Consider the following 20637-nt stretch of genomic DNA (forward strand, 5'->3'; position numbering starts at 1 on the left):
TGGGCACCCTACTTTTTGGCTGCGCCTTCTCAACTATGGCTGCCGCTATGCCCCCCATAGATAATCCCATTGTTGTGCAGCGCAACCGATGATCGCTATGCAATGGGATTACTCTGGGCAGATGAAAACGCGGATTTATTAAACCCTGCTAGCTGGCAAAAAAAACAGGAACCTGTATTTCCCACTTGCGCTGAGTTAGGCCGCTACGGACCAGGTCACAACAGTTTTGTTAAAGCTGAAGACGGCGTAACCGATCTGATGATTTACCATAGCCTCGACTATCAAAAGTTACGAGGTTCAGCCCTTTCCGACCCTAATCGCCATGCACGAGCTCGCATTATTATTTGGGATGCGGAAGGCTTTCCAGTCTTCCGGCAAAATGAAAGCGATTAGCCTATTTAGGCTGTCAGTTTCATATTTAACCTAAATTGACGGAATGCCTCGCTTCCGTCTTCTCTCTGTGTTTTGCTCACCTTTACATTCTAATAACAAGAAAACGTGAGCTTTTCGTGACTGCCAAACAAGCCCTTATCCTGATAAACATATTTATTCTGTTTACGCTCTTATCCCCTGCAGCTGAAGCGTCTATCGGTAACACATTCCCATCGGAGAGGAAGGTGATAAACGATCCGGTAACCGGAGTGAAAATCGCCTTCCTCACCAGTCAACCGGTTGGCGATTCGAAAATTTATCCCACTCATGCCCAGTGGACGGCGGATGGAAAATGGTTAGTGTTTCGCTCGAATCGTGTGCCTGGCGAAGCTATGGCAGTCAATGAAGAAAATGGCGTTTTGGTACAGGTAAGTGAAGGCGGCTACTTCGGCATGCTGGTGAACGCCAGAAAAACGGACAAACTGTACCTGATGCGTGATCCTTCTTTCAGCGCGGATAAACAACCTCGATATGGAAGCAGCGATAACGATAAGCAAATCGTTGAGGTGGATATGGCGGCCTTACTGCGTGATGCCACCAAAGGGAAGGTGAAAGATAAAAGCCATTATCAGCGTGTGGTGGGCGTAGTCCCAGCGAGCATGGGTGCCGGTGGCGACATGGCACTGGATGCCGCCGAGGACATCATTTATTTTCGAATTGGCCGTGAAGAAGCCGCCCGGCACCTACCCGATGATGTGGAACTGGAAGAAAACTTTGGTCCACGAAATATGGGCGCAGGTCCTACCGGTATTGCGAGCATGGATTTACGCACCGGGAAAATAGATATGGTGGTCGCACTGCCCTTCCAGCTCGGTCATATTCAAACCAACCCATGGGTCAGTCGGGAATTGGTATTCTGTTGGGAAACCGGCGGTAAATCTCCACAACGCATGTGGACCATGAAAGTGGGCGGCGAAGTGAAAGCCTTATACCCGGAAGCCAGTTATGAATGGGTAACGCACGAAGCTGTGATCAGCAAAGATGAAGTGGCTTTTGCAATTATGGGGCACCGTGAAGTAGGCACCGATGATGAATGGGGTCCATCGGCCAGTCGACAAAAACCCACTGGACTCGGTATCGTTAACCTTCGAACCAATGAAATGCGCATTGCAGGTCAAACCCGAAGTGGCAGCGGTTTATGGCATGTCCATGGCTCTTCTGACGGACGATGGGCAGTAGGTGATGATTTTAGCCGCAGCCTGTATTTGATTGATCGCACAACCGATGAAATGATGCTGCTCAGCACTGGCCATAAACCCACGGCAAGAGACCACACTCATCCCACGTTCAGCGCTGACGGCACCAAAATTCAAATTCAGTCCGCTATGTTGTCTGATGATAACCGCAGCATGAATATTGCGGTAATTTATCTGCCTGAACGTTTATTAAAAAGACAATATAAGGCAGTTAAAAGACTGGACTGATGCACGATAAAATGTGCTGCATAAAAGACAACACACCGTGTTTTTGACACGCGAACCGTTTATTATCCTGGTCATTGTTTATTTTTCATCAGGGACAAGATGATGGGTTTTACGCAATCCTCAATGACCGTTTCAGCTGTTTTTTTGCTATTGACTAATAATGCCCTCGCCACGTCACTGGCAAACCGGGATGTCAACGCACTTCACTACGACGGGCCTATCACCAAAGAAAACAATCAGAAAGTTTTCAACGATTTTGACAACGCCACCGACAAACCTGATTTATTGATCATCAACAGTGGTGGAGGCGATGTTACTCAGGGTATGGCCCTCGGAAAATGGGTGCATGAACATAATTTGAATGTGGAGGTATCTGTAGTCTGTGCGTCTTCTTGTGCAAATTATGTCTTTCCGGCTGCCAACAAGAAGTTCTTAAGAAAAGACTCGGTTCTTCTTTGGCACGGCAGTGCTTGGCAGCAAGATTGGGCAGGCAGTGAAGATATCGAAGGCTTCGATATTATAATCAATGCAATGCGCAAGCAGGAAACCCAATTTTACGCTGATTTAGAAATTGATAATCTTTTCACTGTTTACGGACAGCACGTAAAAGCACTTAAAGAGCGTTTCCTGAACTTTTTTGGTTACGGGCCACAGGGGTTTGATTACTCGGTAGATGACATGTCCCGCTTTGGTATCGATAATGTCATTCTGAAAGACGGTGAATGGAATTGGCGGCATTATCGGGCTGACAAGAAAAGTGAAGTCACCCGCATCCAGTTGCAGGACGATTATCGCTTTACGCTGCGCCGCTTTGTTGTAGATGATGCCACGACGTCCCCCAAGGACTTGCGATAAATCTTATTTTATCGCGGTTATACTGCGATTTACCCTAAAGTAGATAGCCGTAGACTTGATCATAGCCCCATCTCCTACGATAATTGGTTAAAATTCGTTCCAATTACCTGGAGATTCCCATGGATTTAGGGAAACACATCACCACAGCCACCGGATGGGTGCTCACGTTATCAGGTCTCATTGGTGCAACAGTTGCACTAACAATGAGTGTCTATCATACATTCTGGACGCCAGCTGATTATCAGGTAGCAACCAGCGATAGTTTCATTTCAATATCGTATGGTGGCATCTCCCCGCTATTAGCCGGTTTGTTCCCGCTTATTCTTTCTCTTTTGGTCATGAGCATTGGCCACCTGTTTCTCAAAGCAGCTCGAAAAAGCCCGGTGCGCCGCGCAAGTCGCTAATGTATTAACGTTCTCTCAGCGTTAAAATCAGGTTTCAGGTATATAAGCAAAGAACTACGATTTTAATTCCATACTGTCATTCGTCTATGAATTGTTGATATTTCACTCGGCAACAATAGACTGGCACTATGAAAAACGAACACAATGTCGGGCAGGGAATGCGAATGACTACACGCCAATTTACGGATCATCAACGCAGAAATGACACCACTAGCAAACAAAGCGCTGGTGCGCCTTCATTTGCCAACAAAGTGTCTGCGAATAAATCTCCACGTTTACTCTCTACCCGCGAAGCCTGTAACGACGATTTCGCCTGCTCGGAGCAAACACGTACGTTCAGAATGACCCGTTTTGGCGCGCAAGAAGGTTCAGTGGAAGAAATACTCCAGCAGATTGAACAAGAAAAAAATGCAGGTAAATCCGGAAAGTTTTCATTATTTCGCTCTGCCCTGTTGGTTGGCGCCTTACTATTTGTCGGGTACTTATTTTCAGGCTTGATGAGTTAATCTGGATATTATAAGTGCAGGAGTAGTGAAATGACTCGATTCGCAAAAGTGGTTTCAGCAATTCTTGTTGTCGCAACGGCAAGTGTCGTAGCAAAAGGATTTAACGACGATAATCAACAGACTACGGCACAAAAAATGTGCGGCAATGAAGATATCGCCCGGGTGGATACAAAAGGCTTTGCTTGCCAACATACTGCTGAATAAACCCTTCCTTCCCTTTTTTCAATTTATCGTTCTCAACTGCACTTCATCGATATCCTATTAGACTAAAGACTATAGGCATCAATGTTGCATTTTCCTCTGGTGTAAGACGTTCCTTTATTCTGGGTCACAAAGCAGGTAGTTGTTGTAGGACCCCATAAATAAAGGCTTAAACAACTAACCAGACGAAAAATAGGTTTACTAATGTTAAATGAAAATACGTTATTAATTGGCCAAGTGTTGCAAATTCGAGACAAGATTCTGGCTAAACGTCATGTTATCCCTAGTTCATTGCAAAACGAATGGCTGCGTTTGAAAGAGCGCACTGCAGCATTCGACATTAAACGCGCATTCAACACTGCCCGCAAAGGCACCACCTTTACCAAGCCAGCGTTAAGCAATCAGTCTTTAAGCGATTTAGCGGCATTGGTTTCTTCATTGCGGTCATTTAACGCAAAAATTAGTCACTAGTTTTTGCGCTGCCCCTGAGGACAGCGCTTATTTAGCTTTTGATGTCAGGCTTGCCTGACGATGACAATTGCTCGTACCTTCCGGCGGCCATAGCTTACCAAGCGAGTGAAATCTTCCCGTGCCACGGGGATATGCTGATACTCCACAGCTTGGCCTTCGAACGCTTCCGGATCGGGGTCGTGAATGTAAAAGCACCGTTGATCCGATGCTGTTAGCGTTACCCAGTGCGGCGCTTTTTTCTTGTCAAAGGCATAAGTGCTGATGAGGCACATTACCGCAGCCCCCTCTTCCAGCAAAGCGTCTACGGATTCCATTTTCCATTCTGAAATGGTCATGGGGATTTGCTTGCGCTCGGCTTCGTCCAGAAAGCCTTGTTCCACCACTTCTACAATGGCCTTCTTGTGCGCTGTACGCACGCCATCGGTAAACAGCGGAAAAGCACGGTTAACCCAAACTTCACTACTAAAACCTTCGTCTACGGCCGCCAACGCCAATCCCACAGGATGGCAACCGCCATGGCCTGAAGTCATGAAAATGGTGGTGGCTCGACGCCATAATGCCAACTCTTTTTCCTGCGACAACACATAGTTTTTATCCAATGCTGCCATGGCCATCATTAATGATGCCGGGCCACAGGTAAATTCCGTTGTCTGTTGGTACCAAGGGTACACATCGACTTCTGTGGTACTGGAAGGAAAATTAAGCACCTTCTGCATACGAATGGCATCAGATTTATCTTCGTAGTACTCGTTATACATACCAAATTGGGTAAAACCTAAACGCTGGTACAGTGCAATGGCGCCCTTGTTGTCCTCAGACACTTCCAGACGCATAAAGCGCTTTCCCCGCGACAGCGCCCTGACCTCCAGTTCAGCAATCAGTGATTGCGCCACCTGTTGTCCACGGGCTTCAGGCAGAACCGCAATAGAGTACAGTCGCGTTAGCATGGTGCCCCGCCTTAACAGTAGCAAGGTATAGCCAAGCAGCACGCCGTCCCGCTCTGCCACCAGCAGTTCAGCATGGGTGGCAGTGAGATAAAAACGCATTCTCCTGCGGCTTAACCGGTCGTGGGCAAAACAGCGTTGTTCTATGTCGCACAACTGCGGTAAATCGCCAGCGTCAGCTGAGCGCACACTCAGTATCGCTGGAAGCGGTAAAGCACGTTCTGCGCTCATCGACCGCGTAACTCCAATCTGTTAGCAAATTCCTGCATGATTAACTGATACAGTTCTTTGCCGAGGTATTTATCTTCAACACCCGAGTCGATACTTGGATTGTCGTTCACTTCAATCACGTAAACTTTGTTGCCTGATTGCTTAATGTCTACACCATAGAGGCCATCACCCACGACCTTTGCTGCTTTAATTGCAGCTTGAAGCACAGCTTTGGGCACTTCAAAGGTCGGCATGGTTTTAAAGCCACCAGAGCTGAATCGGTCACCCTCGTGGTGATAAATCTGCCAATGGTTGCGCGCCATGAAATACTGACAGGCATAAATAGGCTTGCCACCTAACACACCAATTCGCCAGTCGAATTCAGTAAACACATATTCCTGTACCAGCACCAACGCTGATGCTTCCAGCATTTCTACCAGTCGCGTTTTCAGTGCCTCGGCACTTTCCACTTTGTACACACCCCGCGAGAATGAACTCTCTGGTAGTTTAAGTACCAGCGGCAAGCCCAGCTTGCTGATAAGCTCTGCACAGGTTTCGTCATTACTGTTTGACACCATTTCGCTTTGCGGTGCTGGTACTTGCTGATACGCGAACGCATCTTGCAAGTACACCTTATTACAGCAGCGCAATATGGACTGAGTGTCATCAATCACAATCAGTCCTTCACGTTCTGCCGCACGGGCAAGACGATAAGTGTGATGGTCAATAGCCGTGGTTTCACGAATAAACAGTGCATCGTAATGCCCAACCGCTTCTGGCGTTAGACTGGTAACCACTTCCGCGTTAAAACCAACCTTCTCAGCAGCTTTCACGAAATTGCGAATTGCTTTGTCGTCAGACGGCGGTGTCGGTTCATCAGGGTTAACCAAAATGGCCATGTCCCAGCGCATTTTTTTGCCTTTACGGTCGCTACGCCACTCCTGTTCGGTAAATTGTTGCAACCCATCAATACATGTTTGTTTTTCGTCGTCTGATAAATCAACAAAGCCCCGCGGTTGTATTTCCATAAAACCAATGTTGTCCGCCGCAATATGCAGCGCAACGGTAAGCACCGGGCACGGGAACGCCTCGAACGCCGCTTTTGCCAAAGCAGCTAAACGTTGATCTTTGGTTTTACCAAACAGTACAAAGAACGACTCAATGCCTTCAGCGCCGGACCACTGAAATTTTTCCGGCAAAGGCAGCCGAGCACTACCTTCATCAACAATGCGTAAATCATTGATGGTTTTCACCGACGGCAATACGCGGTGCTGACGGGCTTGAGCTAATAACGAGCAATAATAACCCTGACTCAAATAACGTGATGTATCGCACAGGTTGATTACCCGGGTTTTCGGCTCGTTGCGTTTCGGAAATTCTTCCAGATATTGCTGAAAGGTCAGAATTGTCTGCTCAGGAATGTCAAAACCGCTGGTGTCATCAACTACGATTAAAGTCTTGTGCATGAAATGCTTCTTTTTTCCTAAAGAAAAGTGATTTGCTGCCACTTCTAAACTTGTTCAGAGGTGGCAGATATTGAAGCGCAGTGTAGAGGAAACCGGCTGATTCACCAGAGATTTCAGCACGGCTTTTTTTTATCGTAACCATGAGATTTTGTGATAGCGTTGCTGGAAAAGATTTCTGGCCCATTTTGCGCGTTCAACCGTTTAAAATGTTTAACGAAGTCGCCATATAATGGCAGTTCTAAGATCAGTTATTTCGTTTGCCTGAAAGAGACGGACCCAAGGAGAAAATATGCTTTTAGCCATTGCTGCTATTATTGTTGGCCTGCCAGTTTTACTGTGGAGTGCCGGTAAATTTGTCGGTGGCGCAGCAGGTATTGCCCGTCATTTCGGCCTTTCGCCGCTATTAATTGGTATGCTGATCATCGGCTTCGGCACCTCAGCCCCCGAGATCATTGTTTCTATTTTCGCCGCTATTCAAGGTAATTCGGGTATTGCACTGGGTAACGCATACGGTTCGAACATTGCCAATATTGCACTTATTCTTGGTCTCACCGCGGTTATCAGCCCCATTGCCGTCAGTTCAGACATCATCAAACGTGAACTCCCTATCCTGCTCGGCCTGACCTTTTTTGCCAGCTGGCAACTGATTGACTTTTATATCTCCACCGACGATGCATTTTCGTTATTAGGTTTATTTATTCTGTTAATGGGCTGGAGCATCTGGGCTGCAACCAAAGGCGATAAAGACAAATTGGCAGAAGGTTACGACGGCGAAATCCCCGGCGAAGAAATCAGCGTAAAGACCAATGCAATTTGGCTGTTTACGGGCTTGTTATTGTTAGTCGCCAGCTCTCGTATTCTGGTGTGGGGTGCCGTTGAAATCGCCACCGATTTTGGCGTTAGCGATACGATTATCGGTTTAACCATTATCGCAGTAGGTACATCGTTACCTGAACTGGCATCTTCACTGATGGCAATTCGCAAAGGCGAACATGACATGGCGCTGGGCAACGTTATCGGCTCGAACATGTTTAACACCCTCGCGGTAGTGGGTATTGCCGGTACCATTCAGCCTATGCAAGTAGAACCAAGCTTTTTGTATCGCGATGTACTCATTATGCTGGTGTTGTCGGTTGCCCTGTTTATATTCTGTATCGGCCTCAAAGGTCGTCAGGGCCGCTTGAACCGATTAGAAGGTGGTGTATTTGTATTGGGTTACGTGGCGTATACCTGGTACTTGGTACAATCGGCTTTTGTAAGCTAAACAGGTATTTTATCAGGCTACGGTTACATTCAAGGTAACCAGGCTCACCACTGAAATACCTGCAAGAATAAACAAATTCACGCCGTAATTGTCGGCCTCACGACGATTGCGGCGCGAACGCAGTAACATGGTGAGCAACGCCATGCCCAGGCAAATCTGTAACAGCACAACCAGCATGTCTACGTGTTCATCTGACCAGGTAGTTCGCCCTTCTATTCCCCAGTAGGTCTGTAAACCCGTCACCATTTCCGGGCGGGCAAAATGAAACACGATCAAAGCGCCAATTAGCACCAGCCAACTCATAAAGTTAACGGTAACAATAAAACGGTAAAATCCGTCTTTGTCTCTGGGAATGACCCGTCTGTCTTGGTGACCTGAATTCATGCAAATTGGCTCTGTGGGCTGAAAGTTAGCTGGTATCCCGTTTCTGAATGAGTATACTAGCGGTTCGTTTATACGTAGGAAATGACACAACAGAGTCATGCCTTATTCTGAAGGCTGGCATGTCACTGCACTATCTAAGTTTTTTCGTTGCCTTTCGCAGCGCTTGGTTTTGTATTTACTATCGGCAATTCTGCTGTGTCTTTAACACTTTTCGGCTCAACTACAATGACAGACCGAAAAAGTATATTTATTTTAAACAGGTAAGATGGAGACATTCAAATGACGCATGCGCCCGTTGTCGACGTGCTTGAAGGTAAGTACGCAGTTGGCGAAACGGTGACGGTTAAAGGTTGGGTGCGTACTCGCCGCGACTCGAAAGCCGGACTTTCTTTTATTGCTCTGCACGATGGCAGCTGCTTTAATCCCGTACAGGTAATCGCGTTAAATTCTCTGTCAAATTATGCTGATATTCAGCGCTTAACCGCAGGCTGCTCATTGTCTGTTGTTGGCGAAGTAAAACCTTCTCAAGGTCAGGGCCAGGCAGTAGAACTGGAAGCGAAAAGCGTAGAAATTCTGGGTTGGGTTGAAAACCCCGATACCTATCCGATGGCGGCAAAACGCCACTCTATCGAATATCTTCGTGAGTATGCGCATCTTCGCCCTCGTACCAATGTGATAGGTGCGGTTACCCGTATTCGTAACTGTTTGTCACAAGCCATTCACCGTTTCTTCCACGAGCGTGGCTATTTCTGGATCAGTACCCCTATCCTTACTGCATCCGATACAGAAGGCGCAGGTGAAATGTTCAGAGTATCTACGTTAGATATGATGAACCTGCCACGCACCGACAAAGGCGATATCGACTACAAAGAAGATTTCTTTGGTAAAGAAACCTACCTTACGGTTTCTGGTCAGTTGAACGTTGAAACTTACTGTGCCGCTATGTCAAAAGTGTACACCTTTGGCCCGACATTCCGTGCTGAAAACAGTAACACTTCTCGACATCTAGCGGAGTTCTGGATGATTGAGCCAGAAGTGGCTTTCGCGGAATTAAGCGATGTGGCGCAACTGGCAGAAGACATGCTGAAATACGTGTGTAAAGCTGTGCTTGAAGAGCGTGCTGACGACATGGCATTTTTCGCCGAGCGCATCAGCAAAGATGCTATCAGCCGCCTGGAAAAACTGATCAGTACTGATTTCGTTCGTATGGATTACACCGATGCGATTGATACTCTGAAGGCCAGTGGCAAAGAATTTGAATTCCCTGTTGAGTGGGGTGTAGATTTATCATCTGAGCACGAGCGTTATCTGGCCGAAGAGCACGTTGGCGCGCCAATCATTATGCAAAATTATCCGAAGGATATTAAAGCCTTCTATATGCGCATTAATGATGATGGCAAAACGGTTGCAGCGATGGATATTTTGGCACCAGGCATTGGTGAAATTATTGGTGGTTCTCAGCGTGAAGAACGTCTGGATGTATTCGACCAACGTTTGGAAGAAATGGGCCTCGATAAAGAAGACTACAGCTGGTACCGCGATCTACGCCGCTATGGCACCGTACCGCACTCAGGTTTCGGTTTAGGCTTTGAGCGCCTGGTTGCCTACGTAACCGGCATGCAAAACGTACGTGATGTTATTCCATTCCCGCGCACGCCGGGTAATGCAAATTACTGATCACAAAACGCATAAAGAATTAATAATAAGGCGGCCGAAAGGCCGCCTTATGTTTTTCTGAGGCATATGACATCCGGTTACACATTAATACCGTAAACATGAATAAAATCATGCTATTGTATACTAATCGTTTATTGAGTCTCAGCGTTCTTTATGCATACCGAATCGTCACAGACAATACAGTGTGAACAATGCCTGACAGTGGTGGCGCTGCCAGCACTGGCGCACAGGCAGCGCGCCGTCTGTCCGAACTGCGGTCATACGCTGCTCACCTACAGGCGGCATCAGAACGACAATGTGTTTGCGTTAGCTTTCAGTGCGCTCGTATTTCTTGCCCTGTCTTTACCCTTTAATTTTCTATCTTTTCGCTCCAGTGGCATTCAGCATCAAATTGCATTGCCAGATAGCTTCATTACTTTGTTCAACGAAGACTATATTTCGTTAGCCATCATTACTGGGGCAGCGACGGTTATTTTTCCTGGCTTGGTATTGCTGGGCATGCTTGTGCTGAGTCACTGTCGTCACCGGGATATTCATAGACCTTTCGTCAGACATATCTTTTTTTGGGTAAAAGCCTTACTGCCCTGGAGCATGGCTGAGATATTTCTGGTGGGCACGCTGGTCAGCTTAATCAAAATATCGTCCATGGCAGATATCTCTATTGGATTGTCGTTTTACGCATTCATCGGCTTTGCCATTTGTATGACCGCTTGCATTATTCAATTCGACAGCAACCGTTTCGCGCTTTGGCTTTTTGGAGAAGTCCCCTCGCCCAAGCCACTGACACCAGCACGGGCGTCGGTAAGTATTCAGCGTACGTGGGCATTGCTCATTACTGCAACACTACTTTATATTCCGGCGAATCTCTTACCCATCATGCATACTGAAATGTTCGGCAGAGACGAACCGAGTACCATTATCGGTGGCGCAATTACGCTTTGGGAAAGCGGCGATTATCCTGTAGCATTAATCATTATTATTGCTAGCGTATTGATCCCGGTGGCTAAAATTGTCGTTCTAGCCTGGCTGAATTTAACGGTGCAACGTGGGTTAGAGAAGCGCGCCCGCATTCGAACCCGCTTTTATCAGATTATCGAAGGGGTTGGCCGTTGGTCGATGATCGACGTTTTCGTGGTTGCCATTCTTGTCGCCCTGGTGCAACTCGGTAATACATTCTCTATTTATCCAGGGCCTGCAGCTTTGGCCTTTTGCGCCGTAGTTTTCGTTACTATGGTGGCAGCAATGACATTTGATACCCGCCTGATTTGGCAGAACAGGAAGTAAACATGACGAGTGACGCAAAAATAAAATCCACCACTCACATTTCCAAAGTATGGCTGATACCGCTTTTCGCCATCGTTATCGGTGGATGGATGGTGTGGTATCAGTGGAAAAACCAAGGCCCGTTAATCACTATCGAACTGAAATCTGCCAGCGGCATCGAAGTTAACAAAACCCCCATTAAAGTGCGTGATTTAGAAGTGGGCCAGGTAAAAAAAATCGATCTTAAACCAGATTTAGACGGCGTATTAGTAACCGCACGTATCGATGCCAGTGCCGAACGACTTCTTACTGAAAACTCTGAATTCTGGGTTGTAGCGCCACGGATCAGCTTCTCTGAAGTATCCGGTTTGAATACTTTGCTATCGGGTGCTTACATTGCCATGACGGCAGATGATTCAGGTAAGAGTAAAAGCCATTTTGTGGCCCTTGAGCGTCCTCCCGCCACACCACCAGGTACACCTGGTTTGCATGTTACGCTTACCAGTAATGACAACTTTGCGTACAAGCCAGGCGACCCGATTATCTACAAAGGTTTTAAAGTCGGTGAATTTGAAGATGCAGAATTTGACATAGAAGAGCGGGTTTTACACTACGGTGCATTTATTCGTGCGCCCTATCACAAACTGATCACGCAAAATACGCGATTCTGGAATGTCAGTGGCGTTAAACTTCACCTACGCTCGAACGGAGTTAAAGTTGAAACCGGCTCTCTGGAAACCCTGTTAGCAAATGGTGTGACATTCGGTATACCGCGCGGCGCATCATCCGGCGGCGATGTGGACGAGAATGCAAAATTTAAGATATTCCAGGATGATGCTGCTGCGTCCAATGCCCGATATAAATTGTATGCAAAGTACCTACTGTTAATCGACGAAACTGTGCGGGGGCTCACCGAAGGGGCACCGGTAGAATATCGTGGCATCGAAATTGGTGAAGTTGCGCGCATCAATCCTCCGGATTTAATTGATGGCAATATCCTCGACCAGAACTACCCGATCCCTGTCGTTATTCGCATCTATCCCGGTAAAGTCCGTCAACAGGATACCGAAGAAGGTTTGCAGGCAGTGAAAGACACCATGCATACCTGGATTGGCCGCGACTTGCGGGCAACACTACGTATGGGGAATGTGATCACGGGCGGGTTGTATGTCGACCTGCAGCACGACAATAATGCTTCAGCTCTGGCGATAAACACCATTAATGATATTGAAGTTATTCCTACGGTATCGAATGAATTTACCCAGCTAACGCAAAAAGCCGACGCCATCCTCGACAAAATGAATAACCTCCCGCTGGAGAAAATGATTGTTGAAGTGACAAACGTGATTGACGACATTAAGGCTGCGTCAAACCGGGTAGAAGAAGCAAGTAGTGATTTCGACGATTTAATGGGCGATATCGACGCCAAAGCATTGAATGAAAACCTGAATGAAATGCTAACGAAAGTGTCTGCGCTTTTAGACAACTATTCCGATGGCGGGCGCAGTGCCGGGGAAATTACTGAAACAGCAAATGCGCTGCAAGAGACGTTGCGCAACATTCAGCCATTGCTGTTACAGCTTAATCAGAAACCTAATCGTTTAATTTTCTCCGACGATAACGACAATGACATGCAACCTAAAGCAGCAAATAAAGGAATCTTTGATGAAAATTAGTCGACTGTGTTTTGTTTTCTTTTCCTTAGTGCTGGCAGGATGTAGCAGTTCCTCTACGTCACTCACTTATTATGTGTTGCATTCACCGAACGCAAAAGTCAGCAATCATAATCAACCCACGCAAAAAATCGCTCTGCAGCAACTGGTATTACCGGATTACCTGCAACAACGCTCGCTCACAATGCTAACGGGGCCAGCAACGGTATATGTCTCTAATCAGCACGTGTGGGCTGAACCCTTAGATAAAAGTTTTGTACAGGCTTTAAACGGCGCATTACTTTCTCATAAAAATATCGAGATAATTCCGCCCCACCGCCATGCAAAACAGTCGTCGGTTGCTAAACTTTATGTAAAAATTGATGACTTTATTGCTTCATCCGACGGTATCGTGTTGCTAAAGGGCCAGTTTTGGCTTGATGGCGAAGGCAAATCTGAAAAAATTCAGTATTTTGACTTCCGCCGCCCAATGAAAGGCGACGGATTTGAGCAAGCCGTCGTCACCATGCGTCAACTCGTTAGCGATCTTGCTACGGCGATTTCCGATGAGGTGTAGCGCGCAACAAAAATAGTAGGAATATGCGCAAAACCACCGCCAACAGTTTTTTTAAACGGGGTTGTCATCCCGACTTTGATGAGGAAACGAACCGCCGTATCCTGGTGGTTAACTTGTTTTCTTTCGTTGGCTACACCATCACGCTCGTGTTGGGATTATATGCGTTGTTCAGTGGAACCTGGACACTAGGCTTCAGTTTACTTACCGCTTCTCTCATCTTTTTCCTGGCTAGTCAGATTCAGGTTGCCTATCGCAATAAGGTGGGCCAAGCGGTTTCAGTGTATTTGCTAACCGGTTGTCTAATGGGGCTGGAGACTTACCTGCTGGTCACCGGCGGCCACGATAACACGGGTCCGCTTTGGCTTTATATTCTACCGCCGGTGGCCATGTTTTTCGGTGGTTTTAAACGCGGCTTAATCGTCATGGTGGTATTCACCCTGCTTATTACTATCATTCTTTTTAGCCCTCATGAGTCGCTGCTCCTTACGCATTACAGCGGCAGTTTCAAAACTCGCTTGCTACTCTCCTTCTGCACTGTCACGTTTCTTTCTGCATTTTATGAATACAGTCGACAAAACACCTACGAAATGATGCGTATGCTCAGTGCGCAATTTGAACAACAAGCATTACATGATACTCTTACTTCTTTACCAAACCGGCGCGGGATCAGTCAGTTACTTGATCAAGAAATTAAACGGCATTATCGAACCCACATTCCGCTCACACTCATCCTTGTAGACGTAGACAAGTTTAAGCAAATTAATGACACCTACGGACATACTAATGGTGATATCGTGTTGCAAAGAACGGCACAGCATTTGCGACAGAATGTGCGCCGACAAGATATTGTCAGTCGCTGGGGAGGCGAGGAATTTCTCATGGTTCTGCCGGAAACTTCAGAACAGAGCGCCGCCATATTGGCAGAGAAAGTGAGAAAAACACTAGAAAACACCGCCGTATGGCTGGAAGAAAGGGAAATTAAAGTAACTGCCAGCTTTGGAATATGTGAAATTAACAGTGATATTTCATTAAACCGGGGACTATCGCTTGCCGATAAGGCATTATATAAAGCAAAACAACTGGGCCGTAACAAGATAGTATGCGCACACGATATGGCCTAATAACATTGCCATAATGTGAAGTCATAAACTGTTACAAACAGTCAATTCAATCGAAGCACAAAGCTATTAAAATAAAATAATAAAGAAATACTGGGGAAAGGAATGTCGATGGAATGGAAAAAAATCGTCCTGCCAATAGCCATACTCGTGGCGGGTTATGCAGGTATGACGCTGATCGCTTCTGCGGGAAATGAGGAAGAATCGTCAGCAGAAATAGATACACGACCTACGGTATCTATCAGTGAGCTTCGGGCAGAAGATTACAAAGTTACTATTACGTCCTACGGCGAAATCACGCCGCTTGAAAGCACTAACTTAGCCGCACAGGTAGCCGGTGAAGTGGTGTCCTGGAATCCAAAATTTGTGCCCGGCGGCCTGGTGAAGCGCGGTGAAATTCTGTTTAGCATTGAAAAAGATGCTTATGAAGCGGCGTTATTGGAAGCCGAAGCCACACTGATTTCTGCGCAAGCGCAGCTCGTTCAAGAACAAGCCCAAGCCGATGTTGCCGAGCGCGAAGCCGCGAGTATGTCGGGTAGCCGAATTACTGATCTCTATTTAAGAAAGCCACAGTTATTAAGTGCGCAGGCAGCGGTGAAATCAGCGGAAGCCATGCTTCGCATTGCCAAACGCGATTTAGACAATTGCGAAGTGCGTGCGCCTTATGATGCGTTGGTCGTCTCTCGGGAAATTGGTACCGGCGATTTTGTTAGTACCGGCACGGTAACAGCAACGCTAAATAATGTAGAAACGGCCGAACTAAACTTTCCGGTTGCCGGTTTCGACCAGTCTTTTCTGCCAGTAACGGTTTCCGGTACTGATGCCATTATCACTATCGACAATCGTGAAATTACAGCCAGCATCGACCGAGATACCGGCGTTGTTGATCAAGCAACCCGAATGAGTCATCTCGTCGCCCGTATTGACGACCCATACGGCGTACGCTCAGGCAAGCCACTGGTGAAGTTTGGTAGCTTTGCCAATATTAGTTTTACCGGCAAAACCCTTGAAGCCGTTTACCGGGTACCTCAGGAACTGGTGAACAACAAACAGATCTGGCTGGTAAACGAGAACGGCGAACTGGTCGGTGAACGTGTTAATGTGCTGCGTGAAGAAGGGGAATATTTCTTCGTTAGTGGCGACATCGACGGCGGCATGCTGGTTGTTACCCCACCTGAATACCCAATCAACGGAATGGCCGTGAAAGTGATTGAAAGCGGCAAGAAACTCGTCGCCTCTCAACGTATCACGCAGTAAGGACACGCCATGCATAATGAACATGATACGAACCATGGCATTATCGCCTGGTTCGCCCGCAACAGCGTTGCTGCAAATCTTTTAATGATCTTCATCGTTGTTATGGGTTTGGCGGCATACACTGGTCTTCAGCGCCAGATGTTTCCCATGGCGGAATTCAATTACATCAGAATTAGTGCGTCTTATCCCGGTGCTTCGCCTCAGGAGATTGAAGAAGGGATCATCGTTAAAATTGAAGAAGCATTAAAAGATGTGCCTGAAGTGGAGCGGGTTGTTTCCCGGGCCTTTCGTGGCTCTGGCTCATTAAGGCTCACTATTGACGAAAAAGCCTCTCTGGCTAATGTACTCGACAAGGTTAACCTCCGTGTCGACGGTATTGCGTCCTTCCCTGCCGACATGGAACCCGTTACCATCGTACAGGAAGAATTTACTCAGCAGGTTATCGAGCTTCCACTGGTGGGTGACCTTCCCCTTACCGAACTAAAAGACATCGCGAAAGAAGTGGAAGACGAATTACTTCAACTGGACAACATCAGCATCGTGCAAGCCGGTTACCCGCCTGATGAAATTGCCATAGAAGTGAAACCAGACGTACTGCGTAAGTACAACCTTTCGATCAGCGACATCACCACGGCTATTCGTGCCTACTCAAGTAACATTTCCGCCGGTCAGCTTAGAACCCAATCCGGCATTATTGCGGTTAGGGTTGAAAACCAGTATTACCAGGGAGAAGAGTTTGCCAAGATCCCTGTTAAAATCGGCACAGGCGGCTCTCAGGTGTTACTCGGCGATGTAGCTGAAATCAAAGATGCTTTCACCGAAGGTGATATGTACTTCAAATATTCGGGTAAAAACGCCATTTACATGACTGTGAGGGCAACGAAAACCCAGAGTATTATTCCTGTAGCGCAAAGCATCAAAGACTACGTCGAGTTAAAAAATAAACAATTACCCGATGGTGTATCGCTAGAAGTGATGGTGGACTTCACCTATTACCTCGATGCCCGCTTGGATATGATGCTGAAAAACCTGCTTCAGGGCGCGATTCTGGTCGCTATCATGCTGTCGTTGTTCCTGCGGTTCAGACTCGCCTTTTGGGTAATGGTTGGCTTACCTATCTGCTTCCTCGGCGCAGTTATGTTAATGCCTCTGTTCGGCGTAAGTATTAACCTTATGTCTCTGTTTGCTTTCATCATGGTGCTCGGCATCGTGGTAGACGATGCCATCGTTATAGGAGAAAGCGCTTATACCGAAATAGAGAATAAAGGCGCCAGTGTAGACAGCGTAATACGCGGTGCTAAGCGGGTTGCTACGCCGGCAACATTCGGTGTACTCACCACCATTGCGGTTTTTGCACCGTTTACCGGCAGCTCCGGTATGGACGGCGCTATGTTTTATAATGTTGCCGTGGTGGCTATCTTGTGTTTGTTTTTCAGCCTGGTGGAATCAAAACTCATTCTTCCGGCACACATTGCACATATTAATTTCACTCCCATCAAACCTGATGGCTGGCGTGCTAAATTCAACGCTGGATTTAATCGCATTGTAAATGGCCCCTACCGCCGTACGGTTGTACGCGCAATCAAATGGCGCTGGGCAACATTGATGATTTTCGTTGCTTTACTGCTGCTTGCAAAAGGCCTGATGGACGGTAATCATCTGCGCTTTGTCCCTCAAGGCAAGGTTCCCCATGACTTCCCCTCTATCTCTATTGAGATGAATGAAAATGTGGCTGATGACGCGATAATTAATGCCTTACAAACCATCGAAACCATCATCAGAAAAGAAGACGAAAAGGTCATAGAGGAATTTGGTGGCGCAGGCATGGTTCGGGATATCCTGGCCTTTAACGATGACCGCACCAACGGGCAACTTTTCATGCCATTAGTTCATGAAGACGAGCGGGTAATGGACACCTTTGAGATTGCACGGCGCTGGCGCGAAGCCATGCCCGAAATAGCCGGCATGAAGGCATTCTACATTAACGACAGCCTGATGGGCGGTGGAGATGGAGACGGCGAATTCGGCTACCTGCTCTACGGCAGCGACCTAGCAACCCTGAATGCCGCTGGTAGAGAATTCATTTCAATGCTGCAAGAGCAAGATGGCCTGTTTGATGTTAGCTCGACCATCGACCCGACAAGTAAAGAGTTTCAGATGACGTTGAAGCCAGTGGCTTACGATCTCGGACTTACCTTGCAGAATGTCGCTGCTCAGGTGGGTAGCAGTTTCTACGGCGGCGAAGCGCAACGGGTAATTCGTGATGGCGAAGAAGTTCGGGTAATGGTTCGCTACCCTGCCATGTCACGCGAACGTATTGCCGACCTAAAATATTCGGTTATTACTACCCCACAAGGTCGTGAGGTCATGCTGGGAGATGTGGTATCCCTCGAAGAGAAACCAGGGATCAGCTACATCCGTCGTGAAGGTGGCTACCGCAGTGTTTATATCTGGGGCAGCATCGATGAGCAGAAAGTCGCGCCCTTTACGGTTATGGGTGAAGTGGACGAAAACATTCTTCCTGAATTGCTGAAAAAGTATCCCTCAGTGAAAACGCAGATTGGCGGCAATATTGAGGAACAGATGGCTCAGCAAGACGAACAGATGCTGTTCTTCATTGCTGGTATGCTTATGGTGTACATTCTGCTTGCTGTACCGCTAAAAAGTTATGCTCAGCCACTCATCATCATGTCAGTCATTCCCTTTAGTTTTACCGGCGCCGCGTTTGGGCATTATTTCCTTGGCTACGACCTCACCGCTATTTCTATGTTTGGTCTGATTGCCGCAGCAGGGGTGGTAATAAACGACTCGTTGGTAATGACGGACTTTGTGAATCAGCGCCGTGCTCAGGGCTATTCTATTCGTGATGCCGTGGAAGAAGCCGGGTCTGCCCGCTTTAGGGCCATCACGCTCACATCCATCACAACGTTTGCGGGTGTAACTCCAATAATGTTTGAAACCAGTATGCAAGCAGCACTGGTTATCCCCATGGCCATCGCGCTGGGCTTTGCGGTACTTTATGCCACACTGGTTACACTTATTCTGGTACCCTGCCTATATATGATTCTTGTCGATATGGGTATGGCTGGTAATGCGGTAAAAACCGTTATTAGCAAACGCCTGCCAGGCAAGCGCTCGACAGACATATCGGAAGCAAAACCCTGAAGCCGCTTTAATAAAACGCCTCACTGAGGCGTTTTTTATTTTTAATGATAAAGAGAACGTTATGAGTAAATTAGCCATTCGCCCCGCAACCATTAATGACTGCCAGCAAATTCTTGCGTTTATCACTGAACTGGCAATTTATGAAAAAGCAGAACATGAAGTTGAGTCTACTGTCAGTGACTTAGAAAAGACCTTATTTGGCGAAAGTGCCACGGCCCATTGCGTAATTTGCGAAAACGAGAACGAAGCGATTGGTTTTGCCGTGTATTTCTTTAACTATTCAACCTGGCAAGGACGCAATGGCTTGTACCTTGAAGATCTCTATGTGTCTCAGTCTGCTCGCGGCACCGGCGCGGGTAAAGCCCTGTTAAAGCATCTGGCGAAATTAGCGGTAGACAACAACTGCGGTCGTTTCGAATGGAGCGTACTAGACTGGAACACACCGGCTATTGAGTTTTACGATTCTCTTGGCGCAAAACCCAAGTCGGAATGGTTAGGTTATCGCCTGGATGGCGCAGCGCTGGCAAAGTTGGCTGCTAGCTAACACTCTGGCACATTTAACAACGCTAACCTACGGAGCCGGCATGATTGTTACCGACCCCCGACTACAGTGGAAAAATGCGATGAAATTTTTGCTTAGGTGGTTGAATTTAAATCTTATACCATCACTATAAGTAGGAACATTCACAACAACCAAGGAACTCCCCATGGCTACGGTTACACTGCAAGGCAATCCACTGGAAACAATTGGCGAACTGCCTGCTGTTGGTTCAGCCGCTCCGGCTTTTGAACTGGTAAAAACCGATCTGTCTACGGTCACGCTGGCTGATCTGGCAGGCAAGAAAATTGTACTGAATATTTTTCCATCGGTAGACACTGGCACATGCGCTATGTCGGTACGTACTTTTAACGAAAAAGCGGCGTCTTTAGATAACACGGTTGTGGTTTGCGTATCTGCTGACCTTCCTTTCGCAGCAGCTCGCTTTTGCGGTGCAGAAGGTGTAGAAAACGTAGAAACCGGTTCAACTTTCCGCTCTGATTTCGGTAAAGCCTACGGCGTTGAATTTACCACAGGCCCACTTACTGGTTTGTTGTCACGCAGCGTTGTGGTAATTGATGAAGAGGGCAAAGTGGCCTACACCCAGCAAGTCGCTGAAACGGCTGATGAGCCAGATTACGAAGCAGCCATTGCGGCGCTGTAAATCGAAAAAACACCTATGAACAAAGCAGCCAATCGGCTGCTTTTTTATGCTTGTTGGATATTTCATTGATCTCTTTGCACAAGGGCATGAGTAGAAATGGTTAACTGACGTTGCATGAAAGGCAGCTCCTCTGTGACGGCAAATAATTCAAATCGGATCACGGAG

At 47.1% G+C, this 20637-nt stretch carries 19 protein-coding genes and 1 pseudogene; 17 read left to right on the forward strand and 3 right to left on the reverse strand.

What is annotated here, in order from left to right:
- Positions 1–78: 78 nt before the first annotated feature.
- The 7 genes and pseudogenes from ACXAGX_RS07955 to ACXAGX_RS07985 all read left to right on the forward strand — a co-directional run.
- Positions 79–393, forward strand: a pseudogene (locus ACXAGX_RS07955) (family 43 glycosylhydrolase); the annotation flags it as partial.
- 116 nt (positions 394–509) lie between these two features.
- Positions 510–1856 (forward strand): hypothetical protein, encoded by a 1347-nt coding sequence (locus tag ACXAGX_RS07960; RefSeq protein ID WP_474837639.1) that lies wholly within the window; start codon positions 510–512, stop codon positions 1854–1856.
- A 123-nt stretch (positions 1857–1979) separates the two neighbouring features.
- Complete coding sequence (locus ACXAGX_RS07965; RefSeq protein ID WP_474837641.1) at positions 1980–2711, forward strand: hypothetical protein; 732 nt, start codon at positions 1980–1982, stop codon at positions 2709–2711.
- A gap of 119 nt (positions 2712–2830) precedes the next feature.
- On the forward strand, positions 2831–3115 hold the full coding sequence (locus ACXAGX_RS07970) for a hypothetical protein (RefSeq protein WP_474837643.1): 285 nt from the start codon (positions 2831–2833) through the stop codon (positions 3113–3115).
- A gap of 164 nt (positions 3116–3279) precedes the next feature.
- Positions 3280–3621, forward strand: a complete 342-nt coding sequence (locus ACXAGX_RS07975; protein WP_474837645.1) for a hypothetical protein — start codon at positions 3280–3282, stop codon at positions 3619–3621.
- A 30-nt stretch (positions 3622–3651) separates the two neighbouring features.
- Positions 3652–3825: a hypothetical protein gene (locus ACXAGX_RS07980; RefSeq protein WP_474837647.1), complete on the forward strand. Its 174-nt coding sequence runs from the start codon at positions 3652–3654 to the stop codon at positions 3823–3825.
- Between the two features lie 201 nt (positions 3826–4026).
- Entirely contained in the window at positions 4027–4293 is a 267-nt protein-coding gene (locus ACXAGX_RS07985) for a hypothetical protein (RefSeq protein ID WP_474818056.1), read from the forward strand.
- A 44-nt stretch (positions 4294–4337) separates the two neighbouring features.
- Here the strand turns inward: ACXAGX_RS07985 and ACXAGX_RS07990 are convergent, their stop codons facing one another.
- Positions 4338–5468: a peptidase C39 family protein gene (locus tag ACXAGX_RS07990; RefSeq protein WP_474837649.1), complete on the reverse strand. Its 1131-nt coding sequence runs from the start codon at positions 5466–5468 to the stop codon at positions 4338–4340.
- Positions 5465–6913 (reverse strand): RimK family protein, encoded by a 1449-nt coding sequence (locus ACXAGX_RS07995; RefSeq protein WP_474837651.1) that lies wholly within the window; start codon positions 6911–6913, stop codon positions 5465–5467. Before ACXAGX_RS07995 ends, ACXAGX_RS07990 begins: the two co-directional genes overlap by 4 nt.
- Before the next feature lie 289 nt (positions 6914–7202).
- On the opposite strand from ACXAGX_RS07995, the gene ACXAGX_RS08000 reads away from it, so the two are divergent.
- Positions 7203–8177, forward strand: coding sequence for a calcium/sodium antiporter (locus ACXAGX_RS08000; RefSeq protein WP_474818051.1), 975 nt, complete (start codon positions 7203–7205; stop codon positions 8175–8177).
- Between the two features lie 12 nt (positions 8178–8189).
- Here ACXAGX_RS08000 and ACXAGX_RS08005 read toward each other — a convergent pair whose 3' ends face one another.
- Positions 8190–8561 carry a hypothetical protein gene (locus ACXAGX_RS08005; protein ID WP_474818050.1) on the reverse strand — a complete coding sequence of 124 codons (372 nt, stop codon included), beginning with the start codon at positions 8559–8561 and terminating at the stop codon, positions 8190–8192.
- Positions 8562–8840: 279 nt separating this feature from the next.
- Here ACXAGX_RS08005 and asnS point away from each other — a divergent pair, with 279 nt between their 5' ends.
- The 9 genes from asnS to tpx all read left to right on the forward strand — a co-directional run bounded on the left by asnS (position 8841) and on the right by tpx (position 20472).
- A complete protein-coding gene (gene asnS / locus ACXAGX_RS08010; RefSeq protein WP_474837653.1) occupies positions 8841–10238 on the forward strand; it encodes an asparagine--tRNA ligase in 1398 nt (465 codons plus the stop codon).
- Positions 10239–10391: 153 nt separating this feature from the next.
- The gene (locus ACXAGX_RS08015) at positions 10392–11522 is read left to right on the forward strand and encodes a paraquat-inducible protein A (RefSeq protein ID WP_474837655.1); all 1131 of its coding nucleotides are present in this window, start codon (positions 10392–10394) and stop codon (positions 11520–11522) included.
- A 2-nt stretch (positions 11523–11524) separates the two neighbouring features.
- Positions 11525–13177 (forward strand): intermembrane transport protein PqiB, encoded by a 1653-nt coding sequence (gene pqiB / locus ACXAGX_RS08020; protein ID WP_474818047.1) that lies wholly within the window; start codon positions 11525–11527, stop codon positions 13175–13177.
- Complete coding sequence (locus ACXAGX_RS08025; RefSeq protein ID WP_474818046.1) at positions 13167–13730, forward strand: PqiC family protein; 564 nt, start codon at positions 13167–13169, stop codon at positions 13728–13730. Before pqiB ends, ACXAGX_RS08025 begins: the two co-directional genes overlap by 11 nt.
- Before the next feature lie 23 nt (positions 13731–13753).
- Positions 13754–14851 (forward strand): GGDEF domain-containing protein, encoded by a 1098-nt coding sequence (locus tag ACXAGX_RS08030; protein ID WP_474837657.1) that lies wholly within the window; start codon positions 13754–13756, stop codon positions 14849–14851.
- A gap of 108 nt (positions 14852–14959) precedes the next feature.
- Positions 14960–16105 carry an efflux RND transporter periplasmic adaptor subunit gene (locus ACXAGX_RS08035; protein WP_474818044.1) on the forward strand — a complete coding sequence of 382 codons (1146 nt, stop codon included), beginning with the start codon at positions 14960–14962 and terminating at the stop codon, positions 16103–16105.
- A 9-nt stretch (positions 16106–16114) separates the two neighbouring features.
- Positions 16115–19270, forward strand: a complete 3156-nt coding sequence (locus tag ACXAGX_RS08040) for an efflux RND transporter permease subunit (protein ID WP_474818043.1) — start codon at positions 16115–16117, stop codon at positions 19268–19270.
- Positions 19271–19331: 61 nt separating this feature from the next.
- Positions 19332–19814, forward strand: coding sequence for an N-acetyltransferase family protein (locus ACXAGX_RS08045; protein ID WP_474818042.1), 483 nt, complete (start codon positions 19332–19334; stop codon positions 19812–19814).
- 163 nt (positions 19815–19977) lie between these two features.
- Positions 19978–20472, forward strand: coding sequence for a thiol peroxidase (tpx, locus tag ACXAGX_RS08050; RefSeq protein WP_070126859.1), 495 nt, complete (start codon positions 19978–19980; stop codon positions 20470–20472).
- Positions 20473–20637 lie beyond the last annotated feature (165 nt).

It is taken from the genome of Alteromonas sp. ABV4_515 (genome assembly GCF_056160345.1).